Source organism: Lysinibacillus sphaericus (assembly GCF_005217585.1).
GTDB lineage: Bacteria > Bacillota > Bacilli > Bacillales_A > Planococcaceae > Lysinibacillus > Lysinibacillus sphaericus.
In genome coordinates, this window is record NZ_SZPT01000002.1 from 1,856,338 (window position 1) to 1,876,399 (window position 20,062).

At 38.0% G+C, this 20,062-nt stretch carries 12 protein-coding genes; 5 read left to right on the plus strand and 7 right to left on the minus strand.

The features are described from left to right. The first annotated feature begins 145 nt into the window (after nt 1-145). The 3 genes from FC748_RS14335 to FC748_RS14345 all read left to right on the plus strand — a co-directional run bounded on the left by FC748_RS14335 (nt 146) and on the right by FC748_RS14345 (nt 5,492). The gene (locus FC748_RS14335; protein WP_137102306.1) at nt 146-3,451 is read left to right on the plus strand and encodes an S-layer homology domain-containing protein; all 3,306 of its coding nucleotides are present in this window, start codon (nt 146-148) and stop codon (nt 3,449-3,451) included. Between the two features lie 283 nt (nt 3,452-3,734). Next, nucleotides 3,735-4,580: a helix-turn-helix domain-containing protein gene (locus FC748_RS14340; RefSeq protein ID WP_108031396.1), complete on the plus strand. Its 846-nt coding sequence runs from the start codon at nt 3,735-3,737 to the stop codon at nt 4,578-4,580. A gap of 21 nt (nt 4,581-4,601) precedes the next feature. Then, on the plus strand, nt 4,602-5,492 hold the full coding sequence (locus tag FC748_RS14345; RefSeq protein WP_108031398.1) for a tyrosine-type recombinase/integrase: 891 nt from the start codon (nt 4,602-4,604) through the stop codon (nt 5,490-5,492). 230 nt (nt 5,493-5,722) lie between these two features. Here FC748_RS14345 and tnpA read toward each other — a convergent pair whose 3' ends face one another. From tnpA to FC748_RS14380, 7 genes are all read right to left on the minus strand, one after another. Next, entirely contained in the window at nt 5,723-6,175 is a 453-nt protein-coding gene (tnpA, locus tag FC748_RS14350; RefSeq protein WP_108031400.1) for an IS200/IS605 family transposase, read from the minus strand. Nucleotides 6,176-6,387: 212 nt separating this feature from the next. Then, nucleotides 6,388-10,146 carry an S-layer homology domain-containing protein gene (locus tag FC748_RS14355; RefSeq protein WP_137102307.1) on the minus strand — a complete coding sequence of 1,253 codons (3,759 nt, stop codon included), beginning with the start codon at nt 10,144-10,146 and terminating at the stop codon, nt 6,388-6,390. Between the two features lie 461 nt (nt 10,147-10,607). Further along, the gene (locus FC748_RS14360; protein WP_024362931.1) at nt 10,608-11,324 is read right to left on the minus strand and encodes a WecB/TagA/CpsF family glycosyltransferase; all 717 of its coding nucleotides are present in this window, start codon (nt 11,322-11,324) and stop codon (nt 10,608-10,610) included. Next, nucleotides 11,321-12,592: a nucleotide sugar dehydrogenase gene (locus tag FC748_RS14365; protein ID WP_024362930.1), complete on the minus strand. Its 1,272-nt coding sequence runs from the start codon at nt 12,590-12,592 to the stop codon at nt 11,321-11,323. Before FC748_RS14365 ends, FC748_RS14360 begins: the two co-directional genes overlap by 4 nt. A 215-nt stretch (nt 12,593-12,807) precedes the next feature. Next, nucleotides 12,808-13,770, minus strand: coding sequence for a nuclease-related domain-containing protein (locus tag FC748_RS14370; RefSeq protein WP_167492684.1), 963 nt, complete (start codon nt 13,768-13,770; stop codon nt 12,808-12,810). Nucleotides 13,771-13,902: 132 nt separating this feature from the next. Continuing rightward, nucleotides 13,903-14,751 carry a flagellin N-terminal helical domain-containing protein gene (locus FC748_RS14375; RefSeq protein WP_024362927.1) on the minus strand — a complete coding sequence of 283 codons (849 nt, stop codon included), beginning with the start codon at nt 14,749-14,751 and terminating at the stop codon, nt 13,903-13,905. Nucleotides 14,752-14,920: 169 nt separating this feature from the next. Then, nucleotides 14,921-15,397 (minus strand): transcriptional regulator, encoded by a 477-nt coding sequence (locus tag FC748_RS14380; protein WP_108030603.1) that lies wholly within the window; start codon nt 15,395-15,397, stop codon nt 14,921-14,923. A 225-nt stretch (nt 15,398-15,622) separates the two neighbouring features. On the opposite strand from FC748_RS14380, the gene FC748_RS14385 reads away from it, so the two are divergent. After that, nucleotides 15,623-17,197, plus strand: coding sequence for a hypothetical protein (locus tag FC748_RS14385; RefSeq protein WP_108030604.1), 1,575 nt, complete (start codon nt 15,623-15,625; stop codon nt 17,195-17,197). Further along, entirely contained in the window at nt 17,194-19,962 is a 2,769-nt protein-coding gene (locus FC748_RS14390; protein WP_108030605.1) for a DEAD/DEAH box helicase, read from the plus strand. Before FC748_RS14385 ends, FC748_RS14390 begins: the two co-directional genes overlap by 4 nt. Nucleotides 19,963-20,062 lie beyond the last annotated feature (100 nt).

Consider the following 20,062-nt stretch of genomic DNA (forward strand, 5'->3'; position numbering starts at 1 on the left):
TTTTGCATAGTGGAAAAATGCCATCAATTGAACTCTTTTCACTATATCGTTGAGTCCGCTATGGCGGTGCTTTCCGCTCAGCACAGTAAGCCGCAACCCTCGCTTGCGCGCGGAATGCCCGCGTCTTACGTGAGGAAATTTTTCTATGGCTAACCAACCAAAGAAATACAAAAAATTCGTAGCTACGGCTGCAACGGCTACTTTAGTAGCATCTGCTATCGTACCAGTGGCTTCTGCAGCAGGATTCTCAGATGTAGCAGGTAACGACCACGAAGTAGCAATCAACGCACTTGCTGATGCAGGTATCATCAATGGATACGCTGACGGCTCATTCAAACCAAACCAAACAATTAACCGCGGTCAAGTGGTTAAATTATTAGGTCGTTATTTAGAAGCACAAGGCCAAGAAATTCCAGCTGACTGGAATTCAAAACAACGCTTCAACGATCTACCAGTAACAGCTGAAGAAGAATTAGTTAAATATGCTGCACTTGCAAAAGATGCAGGCGTATTCAACGGTTCAAATGGCAACCTAAACGCTTCACAAACAATGCAACGTCAACAAATGGCAGTAGTTTTAGTACGTGCTATTAAAGAAATCGCAGGCGTAGACTTAGTAGCTGAGTACAAAAAAGCGAACTTCGTAACAGAAATTGGTGACTTAGACAAAGCTTACTCTGCAGAACAACGCACAGCGATCGTTGCTTTAGAATATGCGGGTATTACAAATGTTGCTCACTTCAACCCAGGTAACAGCGTAACACGCGGACAATTCGCTTCATTCTTATACCGCACAATCGAAAACGTTGTAAACAACCCAGAAGCTGGTGTTGCTTCAGTAAAAGCAATCAACAGCACAACTGTTGAAGTAACATTCGACGAAGAAGTAGACAACGTACAAGCTCTTAACTTCGTAATCTCTGATTTAGAAGTTAAAAACGCAGCTGTAAAACAAACAAACAAAAAAGTGGTTGTATTAACAACTGCTGCTCAAACAGCTGACAAAGAGTACACTGTATCTCTTGGCGAAGAAAAAATCGGTACATTCAAAGGTATCGCAGCTGTAGTTCCTACTAAAGTAGATATCGTTTCTAAATCAGTACAAGGTAAACTTGGCCAACAAGTAACTGTTAAAGCACAAGTAACGGTTGCTGAAGGTCAATCTAAAGCTGGTATTCCAGTGACATTCTTCATCCCAGGTTCTGCTAATGGCGTAAAATCTCCAGTAACAGTTGAAGCTGTAACAAACGAAGAAGGTGTTGCTTCTTACACTTATACTCGTTATGTTGCAACAAACGACACTGTAACTGTATACGCAACTGGTGATCGTTCTAAATTCTCAACTGGTTATGTATTCTGGGCAGTTGATCAAACATTAACGATTACTGAAGTTACAACTGGTAATACAATCAACAACGGCGCTAACAAAACGTATAAAGTTACTTACAAACACCCGGAAACTGGTAGACCAGTATCAGGTAAAGTATTAAACGTTTCTGTACTTGAAAACATTGATGTAACAGTTGATAAATTACAAAACGTTACAGTTAATGGTGTTGCGGTAGTTCAAACGAGTGCAAACAACACGAGAGCCGCACAAATCACAACTGATTCAAGAGGTGAAGCAACATTTACAGTGTCAGGTTCGAACGCTGTAGTTACACCAGTCGTATTTGAAGCTACTGCAACCAATGTAGCTAACACGTATTCTCAAACATACACGTCAGATGTATTACAAGCATCTGCTGTAAAAATAACATTTGGAGCTCTTCAAGCTAATTACACACTCGAAGTAACGCGTGATGGTGGTGAAGTGGCAGCTACTGGAATAACAAACGGTCGTAAATATAACATCGTTGTGAAAGATAAAGATGGCAAAGTAGCAGCTAACGAAATTGTTAACGTGGCATTTAACGAAGATATTGATGGTGTAATTTCTACAGTGACTTCTGCACAATTCGTAAAAGTAGAAGACGGTAAACAAGTTGGTTACGAAGGTAAAAAAATCACTGTTAGAACAAACGCTAAAGGTGAAGCAAGCTTCGTCATCGGAAGCGATACTGTAAATTCTTACGCTACACCAATCGTTTGGATCGACATCAATAACCAAAGCGGTAAAGATGCAAACTTAGACAAAGGGGAACCATCAGCCGTTGCACCAATCTCATACTTCCAAGCTCCATATTTAGACGGTTCAAAATTAGTATCTTATAAAGGTACAACTGAAACGGATAAATTTGCAGGTGGCGAAGTAGCAACATTTAAAGTACAACTTACAAACCAAAGTGGCAAAGTCGTACCGAATTCTGGTTACACAACGAAGGATGTTACGTACACGGTTTACAATACCGGCGCAAACAATATAAAAGTTGGTACTGTAGAAATCGCTCCAAACCGCGTGCATACAGTAGTTGCGCCAAGTGGTGAAATTACTGTTACTACTGTAGATGGTAAAACTTCTTCTGTACGAGTTTTAGCTACAGGTGTAGCGAAAGAGGTGAACGGGAATAAAGAATTTGCATTTACTTCAAAAGAAGCAACTGCAACATTCACTTCTACTTCAGAAATCCCTAACCTATTTACAGGTGATATTCATTCATTCGATACAGACAAAGAAACTGTCGTATTTACTGATGGTTCCGTTCTAAAAAATGCGGTGAAATATGCTGGTGAAACGGGCAAAACATATGTATATAGAAATGTAAATGGTGCACCACTTTCTAAAGACCAGTTCGTAAATATTCTTAAAGGTGCCACTTCAGGGGTAAAAGTAACATATGAAGTTAAAGATAATACTGTTACTTTCTATGTTGTTTCTGTTAACGCTGGGGGAACTAAGCCGGTTGATATTATTGGAGATAAAGCATCTGATGCTACTGCTGTTACAACTGCAAAAGGCAAAGTAACGGTAACACCTAATATTGGACTACTTTCAACTGATACAGCAGAAAATAAACGTTTAGCCGTACAATCAAATGTTGTCACTGAAATTAACGATTCTTCAGTAACTGTAAGTGTAGTAGAAACTTCTACAGCAGGAACGTATACTGTTACGTTAACTAAAGGCGCAAGCACTGCTACAGTAAATGTTACACCAAAATTTGGTCAAAAGGTAACTGCTGAATCTATTACTTCTTCACTTGCAGTGAATACAAATGGAAAAGATTTAACCCTTAATATTGGCTCTGCTCTTGCAGGTTTCACAATCGCGAATGTAAATCCAGATATTGATAATGCATTAGACATTATGACTTCTGTTAATAATAATGTGATTACTATAGCTAAAGCACCTTCTGCTTCTACTGAAGCTGTACAATTAATCGAGAAGACTTTAAAAGTTTATTTTGACGCTCAAGCTACTGGTTATGTTAAAGAAAGCTTTGTAGCAACTATTACAATTGATGATGTAACGAACCGTACTTTAGCTATTACAGTAAAGCCTACTCCATAACACAAAACTTACTTTTATCAGCATATAAATTTAGTGAAAATAGGTAGAAATGAAAACCCATGTCTTGTTTATCGCAATACATTGGGTTTTCTTTCTAACTAAAACTACCAAATTGAGGGTATAAATCCTTTTATTGAAATTATCCAATATAGTGCAATTTGAATTAGTGACCAACTTATCTTCTGTTCCTTCGCAATATATTGCATAGTTCCAACATTACTTTTACTAGTCCTTTTATAAAGAATGCACGAATGGAAGATAGTTTAGAAAGGAGCGTGAGAATATGAAGAACAAAGATGGACAAGCCATTGCTTTAGGAAATCGACTAAAAATGCTACGCCACAAACATCATCTAACGCTTGCTGCATTGGCAGATTTATTAGGTATTTCGCACAGTTATGTAGGCTTTATAGAAAAAGGGACGAGGAAAGCATCTGAAAAAGTATTGCAAAAGTATGCAGATTTTTTTGATGTGTCTTTTGCAGAATTAGTTGAATTACAGTTGCAAACTATTCCTGCCATTCATAGTTCTTCTAGTGAAACGCCTCCCCCTTTAACAAATGAAATAATAGAGTTAAACAATTTATTACTGAAATTAAATGAAGATATACGTTGTTCAATGATTGAAGACTTTAAGGAGCAAATTCAACAAACGCTTTATCATTTGCTGACTCCCTACGAGCTTTCAGATATCAAACGAAGTATTACGAAACTAAAGAATGCTTGGTTTTCAGAAAGTGAAGAAGTTGAACAAGATAAAAGCTACAAGGGCTATATCACCCTATCAAATGAGCCAATCTATTTTCAATTACAAGTAGAGCAACATATATTGCATCTTCAATTACTTCATGCTGATAGAAGACAACGCTCTCTGTTTGAAAGTTGGTTAGGCGATTGTTCCCTTTATTATCAAAAGGAGGAATATTTACAGCATATTCGTGAACCACAGAAAATCGTTAATATCTTATGGTTAAGTCCTAATATGTCCTATCGCCAACAACATGACTACCTCGTACAAAAAGCGTTACTTTCATTGGCGTTAAACTATTGTGATGCGAAATTAAGTTGGTTTGTTCATAATTACGAGCAGCACAATACAATGCAAGATATTCAAGAACACATTAGCTAACGAGAAGGAGCTGATATCTCTTTGATTATCCATTCTGACTTTGATTTGCCTAAGTACTCTAAAAAATTTCTTCAACATTTAAAAAGAAAGTACTATTCAGAAGAAACCATTATTGGCTATGAAAATGATATAAAAAAATTCTCGTCCTTTATTTATCAATTATACGATGGTCATATTTTAACAGAGGAAATATCGAAGGATGATATTCTAGAATATCTAGATTTTTTAGGCAATCAGGATTATAAACCAAATTCGATTAGTAGATATTTTTACGGTGTGAAGGCATTTTTCAAATATCTTGTAATAGAGTTGAACTTTAAAGTCGATCCAACGATTGGTATATCTACTCGAAATGTGTATGTACCGTTACCCGAAATTCTGGATATGGAAGAAATGGCATTAGTGTTGGCTACAGCGAAAAAGTACTCCGAGTTTTACTATGTATTAATTAGCTTACTCTATTATACGGGTTCTAGAATTACAGCTGCTCGAACGTTATTAAAGGAAAATGTCGATATAAAAAATAATAAAATATACTTCCCACGGATTAAAGGTGGCAGAGATCTTCACTTACCCCTACATCCAAAACTGCAAAAAATATTAGCGGAATATTTACAGAAAACAAAAGACAACGGATCAGATTATTTATTTCCCTCTCCCGTAAGCCGTAATATGCCCATTAGCGGCGTAGAAATCCGTATCAAATTAAAAAAAATTGGCGCCCAATGCAATATTACAAAACGATTAACCCCCCATGTCATTCGTCACTGTACCGCAACACACTTAACACTACTCGGTGTAGACCAACATTATATCGCAACTCTATTAGGTCATACCGATTCCCGTTCCACTGCACGTTATCAACATTTGAAAGTAGATGATTTGCGATTGGCTATGAAGAAGTTGAAATGACAATAGAATACCCTTTAATTAAAACGAACGAATATTTATTCAAATATAATTGTAAATATAACATATTCAAAAGTTCACATTAAAACCCACCAGTAAAACTGGTGGGTTTCTCTGCGCGTGAAACGCTAGCTTGCTACCTCATGTCTAACGACGTTCTGAAAGGTCCGCCAACCATACTTCTTTTTCTATAAACCGCTAAAGCGGCTGACTTTTTTATTCTTCCAGTTAATTTATTCACAATTTAAAGGGTCAATGATTTCATTTATTGACATTTGATCATAGCGTAAATCTTCTTGTAATTGTTTTTGGATATACTTGTAAATCACTTTTCGATTTCGACTAACTGTATCCACTAGATATCCACGACACCAAAATTGGCGATTTCCCAATTGGTACTTTAAACTATCATGCCGATTGACAATCATGACACTACTTTTCCCTTTTAAATAACCCATAAAAGCAGATACACTTAGTTTCGGAGGAATCTTCACCAACATATAAATATGATCCGTACACGCTGCTGCTTCTACAATTTCTACACCTTTTCTTTCACATAACTGCCGTAGTATTCTTCCTATTTCCGCTTTGATTTGACGATAAATAACTTGTCTTCTATATTTCGGTACAAAAACGATATGATACTTACAATTCCATGTTGTATGTGCTAAACTTTTACTATCCATTTGGAGCTCCTTTCGTACAAAATCGGTTGACTAGACCTGATTTTATTGTACGATTGGAGTTTTTTTGTTGTCCATAGCTAAAAGCTGTCCGGAATCACCTACATAGGGGTTTCAAATATACAAAAAAGCTCTATGAAGATTTCACTTCATAGAGCCATTTCATATTCAGATTAATTAACATCCGAATTATTTGAGTATATAGGATACTCTAATTATTTTAAAGTAATTACTGGAGCTGTAATTGAAGTACCAGTTGGTGCTACAGTAGAAGTTAAAGTAATTTCTCCAGCAGCAGCAGTTGCACTGAATTTATCTGCAGTATTTGTTGTAATTGCAGTTGCAAGAGCAGTTGCTTGGTTTGTAACAGAATCTAAAGTTCCAGCAGCAGATTCAGCAACAAATGTTGTTGCAGTTGGTGTAGTACCGAATGCTACAGCAGTGTATTCAACACCATCGATAACTACCTTTTCACCAACAGCGATTGCTGTAGTAATAGTGAATAATTGAGTAGCAGCAGTTCCACTTCCAACTGCAGCTTTACCAGCAACTGAAGCATTTAATACTTCTGCAACAGTACTTAAAGTAATATCAATTTTAGAAGCTGCACCTACTGTAGTAGATTTGATTACTACTCTGTCACCAGATACTGTTGCAGTACCAGGGAACGCTGCATTAATAGCATCAGCTAAACCTTGTGCACCTTTTTTACCATTTAGGTTGATAACTTTTACGCCAGTTGTATCAATGTCTAAGCTGAATGTTTCAGTTGCAAATGTGTAATCTGCAGCAATTGATTTAGAAGAGTATTCAGCAGCAGTTGCATCAGAAACTGGAATAGCTTGTGTAAATGCACCTAAAGTGATAGCTCCAGCTGCTTTTTTCAATGCAATAGTTTTAGTAATAGTTTGTGCATTACCACTTACATTTTTAGCATCATTATAAGTAACTGTTAAAGTTCCAGCAGCTAAAGATTTTAACGTACCAGTTTGTACAGTTGTAGTAAAGATACCAGTATCAACACCAGTTTCTACTAAAGTAAGTGTAAGAGGAGCATTTGTACCATCTGTAAGAGCTACAGTAGCAGTATCAATAGCAGTTTTGCTTACATTTAAATCAGCATCATTTAATGAAACTAATAATGAATCTGTATTAGTAGATACATCTACAGTAGTAGTACTATTACCAGTTCCTGTAGAAGTTAAAGTGATTGCACCTGTATGAGTTGCAGCTGGAGTAGTAACAGTTTCATCAACCGGACCAGTACCAGTAGCTGTGCTAACAATGTAGAATGAAACTACATCATCTTTCACTTCATAAGTTACAGTAACAGCATTACCAGTTTGAGCATATTTCTTTAATTCAGCAATAAATGCAGTTGCATTTGCGATAGGAGTGTTACCAACACCACGATATTGATAAGTTTTACCAGTTTCACCTGTATATTTAACAGGATCTTTACCTGCAAATGAAATTGTTTTCTTATCAGTATCATATGCTCTAACTACACCAGTGTATGGATTAGATACATCTTTAGTAGCAGTGAATGTTGCAGTTGCTTCTTTTGAAGTAAATGCAAATTCTTTGTTTCCGTTAGTTTGTTTAGCTACACCAGTAGCAAGAACTTTAACAGAAGAAGACTTACCATCTACTGTAGTAACAGTGATTTCACCATCTTTTGCAACTACTGTATGCACGCGGTTTGGAGCGATTTCTGCATCGCCAACTTTTACATTGTTTGCACCAGTGTTGTAAACAGTGTAAGAAACGTCTTTCGTTGTGTAACCAGAATTTTTAACTACTTTACCGCTTTGGTTTGTAAGTTGTACTTTGAATGTTGCAACTTCGCCACCTGCAAATTTATCAGTTTCTTCAGTACCTTTGTAAGATACTAATTTAGAACCATCTAAATATTCAGCTTGGAAGTAAGAAATTGGTGCAACTGCAGATGGTTCACCTTTGTCTAAGTTTGCATCTTTAGCGCTTTGGTTGTTGATGTCGATCCAAGCGATTGGTGTAGCGTAAGTGTTTACAGCATCACTTGAAACTACGAAGCTTGCTTCACCTTTAGAGTTAGTTTTAACAGTGATTTTTTTACCTTCATAGCCAACTTGTTTGTCGTTTTCTACTTTTACGAATTGTGCAGAAGTAACTGTAGAGATTACTCCGTCAATATCTTCGTTAAATGCCACGTTTACAGTTTCGTTAGCAGCTAATTTACCATCTTTATCTTTTACTACTAAGTTATATTTACGGCCGTTTGTTACACCAGTTGCCGCAACTTCGCCACCATCACGAGTTACTTCAAGAGTGTAAGCAGCTTGAACAGCACCGAATGTTACTTTCGCAGCAGAAGCTTGTAAAGTATCAGGAGTGTATTTTTGAGTGTAGCCAGTTGTTGTTACTGTACCATTTGTGTTAGTAACTTGTACTGGAGTTGCTTCAAATACGACTGGTGTTACTTCAGCGTTAGAACCTGAAACTGTGAATGTTGCTTCACCTTTAGAGTCAGTTGTAACTTGTGCAGCACGTGTGTTGTTATCGCTTGTTTGAACTACAGCAATACCATTTACAGTAACGTTTTGTAATTTATCAACAGTTACGTCAATGTTTTCTTTTACTGAAACGTTAAGTACTTTACCTGATACTGGTTTACCAGTTTCTGGGTGTTTGTAAGTAACTTTGTAAGTTTTGTTAGCGCCGTTGTTGATAGTAGCACCAGTTGTTACTTCAGTGATTTCTAAAGTTTGGTCAACTGCCCAGAATACATAACCAGTTGAGAATTTAGAACGGTCACCGTTTGCGTATACAGTTACAGTGTCGTTTGTTGCAGCATAACGAGTGTAAGAGTAAGTTGCGATACCTTCTTCGTTTGTTACAGCTTCAACTGTTACTGGAGTTTTCACGCCATTAGCAGAACCTGGGATGAAGAAAGTTACTGGAATACCAGCTTTTGTTTGACCTTCAGCAACTGTTACTTGTGCTTTAAGTGTTACTTGTTGGCCAAGTTTACCTTGAACTGATTTTTCTACTAAATCTACTTTAGTAGGAACTACAGCTGCGATACCTTTGAATGTACCGATTTTTTCTTCGCCAAGAGATACAGTGTACTCTTTGTCAGCTGTTTGAGCAGCAGTTGTTAATACAACCACTTTTTTGTTTGTTAATTTAACAGCTGCGTTTTTCACTTCAAGATCAGAGATTAAGAAGTTAAGAGCTTGTACGTTATCTACTTCTTCGTCGAATGTTACTTCAACAGTTGTGTTGTTGATAGCTTTTACTGCCGCAACACCAGCTTCTGGGTTGTTTATAACGTTTTCGATTGTGCGGTATAAGAATGAAGCGAATTGTCCGCGTGTTACGCTGTTACCTGGGTTGAAGTGAGCAACATTTGTAATACCCGCATATTCTAAAGCAACGATCGCTGTGCGTTGTTCTGCAGAGTAAGCTTTGTCTAAGTCACCAATTTCTGTTACGAAGTTCGCTTTTTTGTACTCAGCTACTAAGTCTACGCCAGCGATTTCTTTAATAGCACGTACTAAAACTACTGCCATTTGTTGACGTTGCATTGTTTGTGAAGCGTTTAGGTTGCCATTTGAACCGTTGAATACGCCTGCATCTTTTGCAAGTGCAGCATATTTAACTAATTCTTCTTCAGCTGTTACTGGTAGATCGTTGAAGCGTTGTTTTGAATTCCAGTCAGCTGGAATTTCTTGGCCTTGAGCTTCTAAATAACGACCTAATAATTTAACCACTTGACCGCGGTTAATTGTTTGGTTTGGTTTGAATGAGCCGTCAGCGTATCCATTGATGATACCTGCATCAGCAAGTGCGTTGATTGCTACTTCGTGGTCGTTACCTGCTACATCTGAGAATCCTGCTGCAGAAGCCACTGGTACGATAGCAGAAGCTACTAAAGTAGCCGTTGCAGCCGTAGCTACGAATTTTTTGTATTTCTTTGGTTGGTTAGCCATAGAAAAATTTCCTCCTCTAAGTTCAAAAATTATGTCTCTACTACATAGTTATGTAGTAAATAAACAACTACACATAAAAGTATAGTTGTATCCCTAAAAGTTGTCAATCATATTTTGGGAAAATTACTAATTGGTTTCCGGAAAATAGTGGACATCGAACTCTCTTTTACCATTGTCGTTTATCCAACACTTTTTTTCAAGTGAAAATATGCAACTTTACCAACAAAATCTAATTTTCTATCATTCCTTGTTCATATTTTCTAGAATCTTATAAAATAATGGATAATTAAGTTAAATCAGGGAACGAAAAAAGCTCAAGCATATAAATGCTTGAGCTTTTTTCGCTTGGGCTACCAACCGTTGTTTCCTTGCAGGGAATTCTATTTATTTCATAGAGGAAATTCCTATACACCTACAGTCTAACACTTTCAAATTAAAACGACAATACCATTTTTTAAAAATTATTGACGTTTTTGCCTAGCCACTTCCAATAAAAAAAGTGGTAAAGCGATTTGACGCTTGATACGCTTAGGTTCTTTCATTAATCGGTAAAACCATTCAAGACCAAATTTTTGGAAAATTTCTGGTGCGCGTTTTACTGTACCTGCCAACACATCGAATGATCCACCGACACCTTGATAAATCGTAGGATGCAAACGGTCGCGATTAGCATTAATCCAATTTTCCTGTTTTGGACTACCCATTGCTACAAATAGTAAATCCGGTTGTGCTTCATTAATACGATCAATGACCTTCTGTTCGTCTTTTTCATAGCCGTCCTGTGTGCCGACTATTTTAATAGAAGGAAATAGTGATTTTAGCTTTGCTTGTGCTGCATCAGCTACCCCAGGCTTACCTCCATACAGGAAAATAGGTTTGCCTCGTTTGGCCGCTTCTTCACAAAGCTTCATCATCATATCAACGCCTGTAACACGTTCACGAATTTGCCCTTTTTGAATTTTAGAAGCAAGAATAACACCAATCCCATCTGGAATTTGAAATTCTGCTTCATTTAATAGCTTCTTTAGTGCAGGGTCTTCTTTTGCTTTAATAATTTTTTCTGGATTAATGGCAACGACGAGCGCTTTTTGTTTCTTTTCAATGCGCTCGAATGCCATATCCATTAATTCATCGTAACCTTCTGTATTGACGTTAATGCCAAGTACTGTTTCTTTCATCGGTTTTTCGCATCCCCTAGTAAGTGGAACTGGAAGCCAGCTTCTTGCCATTTATCACGGTTTAAGCAGTTTTTCGTATCGAAGACGATTTTTGTTTTCACTGTGATAGCTGCTGCATCCATTGCTTTGAACTCATTGTGGTCTGTTAGTACAACGATGATGTCTGCGTCTTTTGTAGCTTCTTCTAAGCTTTGTGTTTGTGTAGCATGTTTGTTTTCTTTAATGTGCGGATCGTAAGAAATCACTTCTAAGCCTAGGTTTTGTAGCTCATCAATGACGATTGTTGATGGGCTTTCACGCATATCATCAACGTTTCCTTTGAAGGCTAGTCCAAGAACTGCTACTTTACCACCTGCGATTTTGTTTTCGTTTAAAATGGCTTGTGTTCTTTGTGCCGTATAGCTTGGCATGCTATCATTTGTATTACGAGACAGATGAATAATTTGTGCTTGTTCGCCACCTAGCTCTACAAGGAACCATGGGTCAACAGCGATACAGTGACCACCTACACCAGGACCTGGGAAGTGAACATTTACACGTGGGTGGTAGTTAGCAAATTTAATGGCTTCCCAAATGTTCACGTCTAATTTTTCAGCCATTTTTGCTAATTCATTGGCAAACGCGATATTGACATCACGGTATGTGTTTTCCATTACTTTTACTAATTCAGCCGTTGTAGCATCTGTTAGATGAATTGTGCCATTTACAAATGTTTGGTAAAGCTCTTTTGTCATTTGTGCAGATACTGGATCAATCCCACCAACGATACGGTCGTTGTTCACTAATTCTTCAAAAATACGACCTGGAATAACGCGCTCTGGTGAATGCGCTACAAATAAATCAACGCCGAACTCTAGGTTTGCTTTAATTAGCTCTGGTAGCATAATGTGTTCTACTGTTTTCGGTGGAACTGTGGATTCAAGAATTACTAAGTTCCCTTTTCTTACATAAGGCACAATAGATGCCGTTGCTTGACGTACATATTCTAAATTCGCTGTATTGTCAGGATTGATTGGTGATGGAACAGCTACAATGAAAACATCTGCTTCTTGTGGTGTTGTTGATGCTGTTAAGAATCCTTCATCTACTGCTTTGTTTAGGCGTTCTTGTAAACCGTTTTCTTCAATATGAAGCTTTTTCTCTTGAATACTTTTTACTGCTGCTGGGTTTACGTCCACCCCATGTACTTTTATGCCGTGGTTGGCAAACATTACAGCCGTTGGTAATCCGATATAGCCAAGTCCAACGACACAAATTGATTTCGTCATTCTCTATTCTTCCTTCCGTTTCAAAAACGAGTAGTAAATTTTTATATGGTCTATAAATGCTGAATTGCATTTTTGTTCTGCATTATAGTATACATCTTTCAAGGGAAAGTGTGAATCAATTTGTTATTTTACAGTATTTTCTGTGTGCGATTTTGGATAATGGTGGGTTTAAAGTAGCTTTCTGGTGGCGATTTGTTTGTGTTTTGTGGCGTTATCTAAAATTTTAGTGGCGTTTCCAATAACCTCGACAAATCGTACTTCGTAAGTTTGCCTGAATTACAGCATGTTTGGAATGTTTTTTGCAATAATCGTTTTGTGACATGTTTACACTCAAGCATTAAAAATGCACGACATTCCCTGTTCGTGATCGTATCTCCAACAAGCATGTAATAATCTTTCAATGCTTGTATATGTGCAGATGTACATTGATGCTGACATCTTCGGCAAAACCACGTTCTTTTTAACTTTTCCATTCCAAAGTGACCACAATTTTCGCAATAAACACCTCTTTGCAAAGCGGTAACCTCAAGTTGATAATAGCGGCAAAGCGGAAATGGGTTTCTGTCTTGTAATTGTGACAAAATAATGTTTGTTATTTCGTTCGTAGCTATCCCCATATTTTTCTCGATGATTTTGTACAGATATATCAGAAGTTCTCTGCCCATGACGATTGGCAGTCCTTCACCCTCACGATGGATTGCTACATTATTAAAAGGAAAAACAATAGCACCATAAATTGGTACCGTAATATTATGCTCGTTAAGAAAATGATGCATTGCCTGGATATACTGCTCCAATTGAATTTCAGGATGCGTAAATGCTTGAACTTCTCCTTTATCAGTAGTGCGTATTAACTGACGTGGGTCATTTTTAAAATGGACGGTTCCCCGTATATTTTTTATTTCTAATATGACGATGCCACTGGCTGTAATAATTAATATATCAATTTGCATGGGGAGGATCGTAGGAAGTATAACATTGTGGAAAAGGTGACAGTCACTAAGCTGCGGTAACTTTTGTAGCTCTTTCAAAATATATTGTTCTGCAAAATCGCCCGCTTCCTTATTTTTAAGTTCCTGTTGTAACGTTATGAATTGGAGATGTGAAGGAGGCAATCGACGAACAAGTGCTTGCAATCCCAATGTCAGTGACGACGGTGCGAAAGGCTTTACTATCAATAACTTCACTCCTTTTCTATTTACTATAACAGCAAAAAAGGCCCGAAAAAATAGCTTGCTTGAAATTAAAAATTTGCCATGATTTTAAAGGATAAAACTAAATTTTAATAACATAAAAAAAAGGAATCTCCATTAGTATCGGGGATTCCTCATTGTTCCGCTTTCTAGTAACTTTAAAATAGATTGTGCCTGTTGCATATGCAATGCTAGAACATATTGGCTTGCTTGAAGCAATATTTGCGACTTCACCATATTCATCATTTCCTTCGCAATGTCTGCATCGCGAATTCGTGATTCCGCTGCGGTTAAGTTTTCCGCTGTATTGACGTTTGCATTATAGGCATGCTCTAGGCGATTTTGATAAGCGCCCAAACGAGAACGCTCCGATGATACCCGTTTTAATGCCTCATCCATCGAGGAAATCGCATTATTGGCATTATCTCGTGTTGCAATTGAAGTCGTGGCGTCCAACCCAAGCGCCCCTGCCCCCATATCATTAATAAACAACTCGATCGTTTGACCAGCATTTGCACCCGCTTGAATCTTGAGACCATTCGTTGAATAATCGCCATTTAATAATGTCCTCGTATTAAATTCAGTATCTTTAGAAAGACGTTGAATTTCTTTTTTTAGCTCCTGAAATTCCAAATCAAGCTGATGTCGATCACTATCGGTTAATGTGTCATTGGATGCTTGTACTGCTAGCTCCCGCATTCGTTGAATCATGGCATGTGTTTCGTTTAGTGCGCCCTCTGCTGTTTGCACAAGTGAAATACCGTCCTGTATATTTTTCGACGCCATATTCAACCCGCGAATTTGAGCACGCATTTTCTCGGATATCGCAAGACCTGCCGGATCATCAGCCGCACTATTAATCCGATAACCAGTAGAAATCCGCAACATTGACTTGCTCATAGCATTATAATGCCTATTCATGTTACTTAATATAGATAACCCTGAAGCAGACCACTTACCAAGCATTCCCCCACCCCCATGCTAAAAGTATTATTAGTTATATCGGTTTGTGACTCCTTCTTTAAAGTTACATTGGTAAATAATCCAAATAATTGAAGTGTTCTATCTATTAAAAGTGTTAAAGCACCCTCTTCTCTTTCTTGAAAAGTGGGTGCTTATTTGATGTACCGAGTATTCAATTTCCGAAACCTCCGAAATGCGTGCTCTTTTGATGTAGTAGCTCAAAAAAGAGTGCTTCATTGTAATCTGCTAATGCTTGGTCTATTAAATAATCAATGTTTTTTCGTTCAATTTCAGCAATCAGCTGATCAATCTCACCTACAGTTGCTGAAGAGACAAGTGGTAACTGTGGCAATTTTGGTGTAGCGCTTTCAAGAATTGGCGTTAAATGTTCATGCACATTGGTAATGAGTAATAGCTGATAGAGTGGTAATCGGATAAAACGATTTCCCTTTTGGAAAACAAATACCTCAGATAAATTTTCGATTTGTTGTGTATGCAAGTTAATAATCATCTCTTTCCCTTCAATTGGAATGAAATGAAAAATCTCATTCTCTTTTAAAATTGAGAAATATTGATAAGCAAATACGAGACGCAATTTATCTCCAGAGATTTTCGTGTAAAACGGCTTCATATACTGAACTTGCATCATCCTTCATCCCTCCTTATTATCTGATTATTCAGATTTTAACACAAATCACGCATCTTGTTAACCATCTTATCCTCAAATTTTTTCTTTCTCATCATTCAGCTTATCATGTCTGCATTTTAATCGTATAATGGAAAGACAGTCTTTTTTTCTTCCCACAAAAGATGACATTCAATCATCTAAATAAAGCTAAAGTCATTGGCCAATGCAATTGAGAGGAGTGAGGTTATGGCTTTGTCTATTTCGCAACTAGCTAAGGAACATCAACCATTTATACTTGCTAAATTAAAAGAAGCTGAGCAGGATTTACATCCGTCCTCTAGCGAAGACGAGGAACTGGTGCGTCGTGCTGTATTTTCTGTACGAAACAAATCCATCGTATTTGAACGTTTTAATGGAGCAAGTTCTATATTATATGCAAGTGTACAGGATGTGAGACCTGCAACTGTAGAAATTGATTTTGCTCATGGGACTCTAAGCTGTAACTGTCCCCAACTAAAATGGTGTCGTCATCAAGTTGGCGCATTACTTGCTCTCTATCAGTATTTTGATTCTGTACAAAACTGGTCAGGTGCATGGCGTGCTCAAAAATCTGTGCAGTTAAAATCATTAGCAGATGAGCGGAGTCCTGAAAGCTGGCAGCTAATGGTCGACGAAGTAATGAAACGTCTGTTACCATCTGGTCGCATTTTAGAAGGCTATGGACTTTCAGCAATCCGTTCTGATGCATTGGAACGACTGCGCAAGCATATGCCATTTGAACGTGAATGGCAGCCACTGTATAAGCTATTTATCGAACTTTCGATTTTTAATGCAATTTGGCGGCATTTAAATAATACGCAAGGTCATTCATTAGACTCACCATATATGAAATACTTTATCGATCAAAGCGTGCAGTCATTTGAAAGTATATTAACTGAATTAACGAATCGTTCTCGACTTTTTGCAACTGATCCATTTTATAATGCCCTTCAAGAAATTGTCCGTAATTTTTTACTAGAGCGTGAAGGGCTGTTTGCTAGTCGATTACAAATCTATATGCTGCTGTGGGCAGTGCTTTTTTATGAGAAGCCTCGCCGTGAACAGGAGCTAACGCTGATTAACAATCTTGAAGAAGTTTCCCCAGAGATTTCTTTACAGTCATTAAAGCTTCTATTTTACGTGTTATTACAAAAAGAACAGTTATTACAGGAAAGCATTGCGCATATTTCCTTATCACAAATGCAAGATTTGTTTGAGTTAGCCACTTTTGCTAAGCGTGCTGGCGAATCACATTCACAGGCATTCATTTTACGTGCCATGCTCCCATTTGCTGAAGCTTTTTTACAGGAAACTGTGCCCGTCGTACAGCGAGCTCAATACGTACGGCAATTTCAATTGTTATATGAAGATATACAATTAACAGAAGAAGAAGAAACAACACTTTATAGCGCATTTGGTGTGTATGGACTACAGCCCTATTCGTTTTTCCTTATAAGAAAAGAGCGCTATCGCGAATGGGCAGCATTGCATCAATTAAATCTTTCCTCTTTTTCTTATTTAGAAATGTGTGGATTAAAAGATGTTCTACACCTAGCTCCAGCAGTTGTTTTACCTTTGTATCACGTCTATGCAATGGCAGAGATTACGCAAAAATCTCGTATGAATTATAAGCAAGCTGTACGTATTTGGAAAAGTATGCGGAGTGCCGCAAAAAGAGCAGGGAAAGTTGCTTATTTTGAACATTACATGCAAACAATCCGTGCAGAATATAAACGACTTCGTGCACTTCAGGAAGAAATTGAGAAAGGAAACTTAGTATGATGACATTACATGCTCCCTCTCCGTTTACGAAAAAACAACAGTTACGTATTGAATCAGCTCAAAACGGCAATTATACGATGCGGGGTTTTACTACAAGTGGTGCAGCAATCGATGTTGACACACTGATTTCTTCATTATTTTTTAACTATGAAGCAAATACTTATGGCTTAATGACCAGTCGTACAGACATTTCCATCGATATTTCTAGTGCAGAACTACTCGATATCTTTTCTCCACGCTATCAGCACCCGTTTATTAGTTGGCAAGGGATTGACGCTGACAGTAGTGCATTGATTGAACACGCACAAATGTTACAGCAATATTGGCAAGAGCCTAGCCTTTGGTCGTACGCCGTTATTGCAGATGATTTTTCCTCCTTGTCATTTAATATAGAAGGGGTAGATACGGCATTACTGGAAGTAGCTGTGCAGCAAAAACTTGCACACGCTGGGTTATTGGTGTCTGATGTACCGAAGCTCCTTCCATTTTTCATTCGCGGAGGTTGGCCATTAGAGCAAGACCGTCAAGCTGGCACCGTTACTGTTTCTCTACGTTTAAGTGAGCCTGAGGAAGATTCGGAAGTTTGGCTTTTGGAAACGGTGCTTAGTACAGTGACAATGAAAAATTACTGGACACCGGCTGTTCGAAAAAAATCACTACCGCTAGTCGATGCGCTACCAACAAAGTGGCAACCATTTGCACTAGATATTGAACAACAACAAACGCAGATTGTCGAACTCCTTTCCATTGAAAATTTACAGTCTGATATTTTCATTCATGCTACCCTTGACGATTTGGAGGTTCGCACATTTTTACGTGAAGACCTAGCCCGTTTACAGGCACTTGGTTTTGATGTTGTGCTACCCGCTTGGCTAAAAGATTTAAAGCAATCCAAAATGCGTGTACGTGTTAGCACAGGTAATTTATCAACGAAAAAAGTTGCTGGACTCGACGATATTTTAACGTTTAAATGGCAATTTTCTATGAACGGTGAATCAATTTCTGCTGAGCAGTTTAAAAAGCTTGTCGATGAAAAACGTGAATTTATTCGTATTGGTACGGAATGGTTCCGAGTGGATGCCAACTGGATGCAAGAAATGCGTGCTTTAATGCAACAGGCTGAAGATGAAAGTTGGACTGTTCGTGAACTATTGTTCCGCGAGTTACCTGAAGATCTTTCTCCGCTAGAAGAGGAAGATGCTGATGATGCGTTGCGCGATGATCCAATTTTTGCATTTGAACTCCAGCAGTCTTTAAAATCGTATATGGAACAGCTTCAGGAGAAAAAAGGTCTTCCAGCAGTTCCAGTCCCTCTTTCATTAAATGCTAGCTTACGTCCTTATCAGCAAGAAGGGTTTGAATGGCTAGTCTTTATGCGTGAGCAAGGTTTTGGCGCCTGTCTCGCTGATGATATGGGACTCGGCAAAACTGTTCAGCTTATTTCTTACTTGCTGCATATCTATGAAACAACGGATGCCAAAGAACCATCCATTATTATTTGCCCAACTTCGGTCCTTGGTAACTGGCAAAAAGAGCTTGACCGTTTTGCTCCATCTTTAACTGTGCATACGCATTATCAAGCAAATCGAATGAAAGAGGATGCATTTGTTCGGTTTATTGAACAAGAAAAACCGCATGTTATTTTATCTACCTATGGAACTGTGTCACAGGATGCTGAATTTTTACAAGCAATTGATTGGGCAACTGTTGTATTAGATGAGGCACAAAATATTAAAAATATGCAGACTTTGCAATCTCGTTCCATTCGCAAATTACATGGTAGTCATCATATTGCTTTAACAGGAACGCCTGTTGAAAATCGATTATCAGAACTTTGGGCGATTTTTGACTTTATTCATAAAGGGTATTTAGGTAGCTTCGGTCGCTTTAATGAACAATTTATTTTGCCTATTGAGCGCGATGAATCCGAACCACATAAACAAAAGCTACGGGCAAAAATTCAACCGTTTTTACTTCGTCGTACAAAGCGAGATCCAAATTTACAGCTTAATTTACCTGATAAGCAAGAGTCCCATGCGTACTGCGCCTTAACGGCAGAGCAAGCTTCACTGTACGAGGGCTATATTTTAGAAACGTTGGATCAGCTAGAACAACTAACGGGCTTCCAGAAAAAAGGACGCGTCTTAAAGATGCTAAGTAAATTGAAGCAATTATGTAATCACCCTGCTCTTTATTTAAAGGAACCTTTTGAGGATGCTGCAACGACGCTGACACGCTCGGTCAAATTAGAGCGCATTGTTCAAATGGCAGCAGAAATCGTCGATAATGGTGAACAGTGTCTTATTTTTACGCAATATATTGGAATGGGCCAATTACTTCAGCATTGTTTCAGTGAAATTTATAATGTCGATGCACCGTTTTTAACGGGCGCCATGCCTAAACAGCAGCGTGATCGATTGGTGGAGGCTTTTCAGGCAGGAGAATTCCCTATTTTTATTCTCTCATTAAAGGCTGGAGGAACAGGGTTAAATTTAACTGCTGCAAATCACGTACTACATGCCGATCGTTGGTGGAATCCTGCTGTTGAAAACCAAGCAACAGACCGTGCTTATCGAATTGGGCAAACGCAATTTGTGCAAGTGCATAAGTTTGTCACGATTGGGACGATTGAAGAAAAAATTGATAAGATGCTGGCGCAGAAATCTGCATTATCAGAAGAACTCATTCAATCAAGCCAGTGGTTAACGGAGCTAGATGATGATGAGCTTCGAGATTTGATTTCACTCGATTATAACTTGTCTTAAAGATGCGCCAAGAGCTCTAACGTTCTTGGCGCTCTTTTACTTTGCAACATATTCGTGAACAATGTTTACTTCTTTCTACTTACTTCATATTCTTATTTAG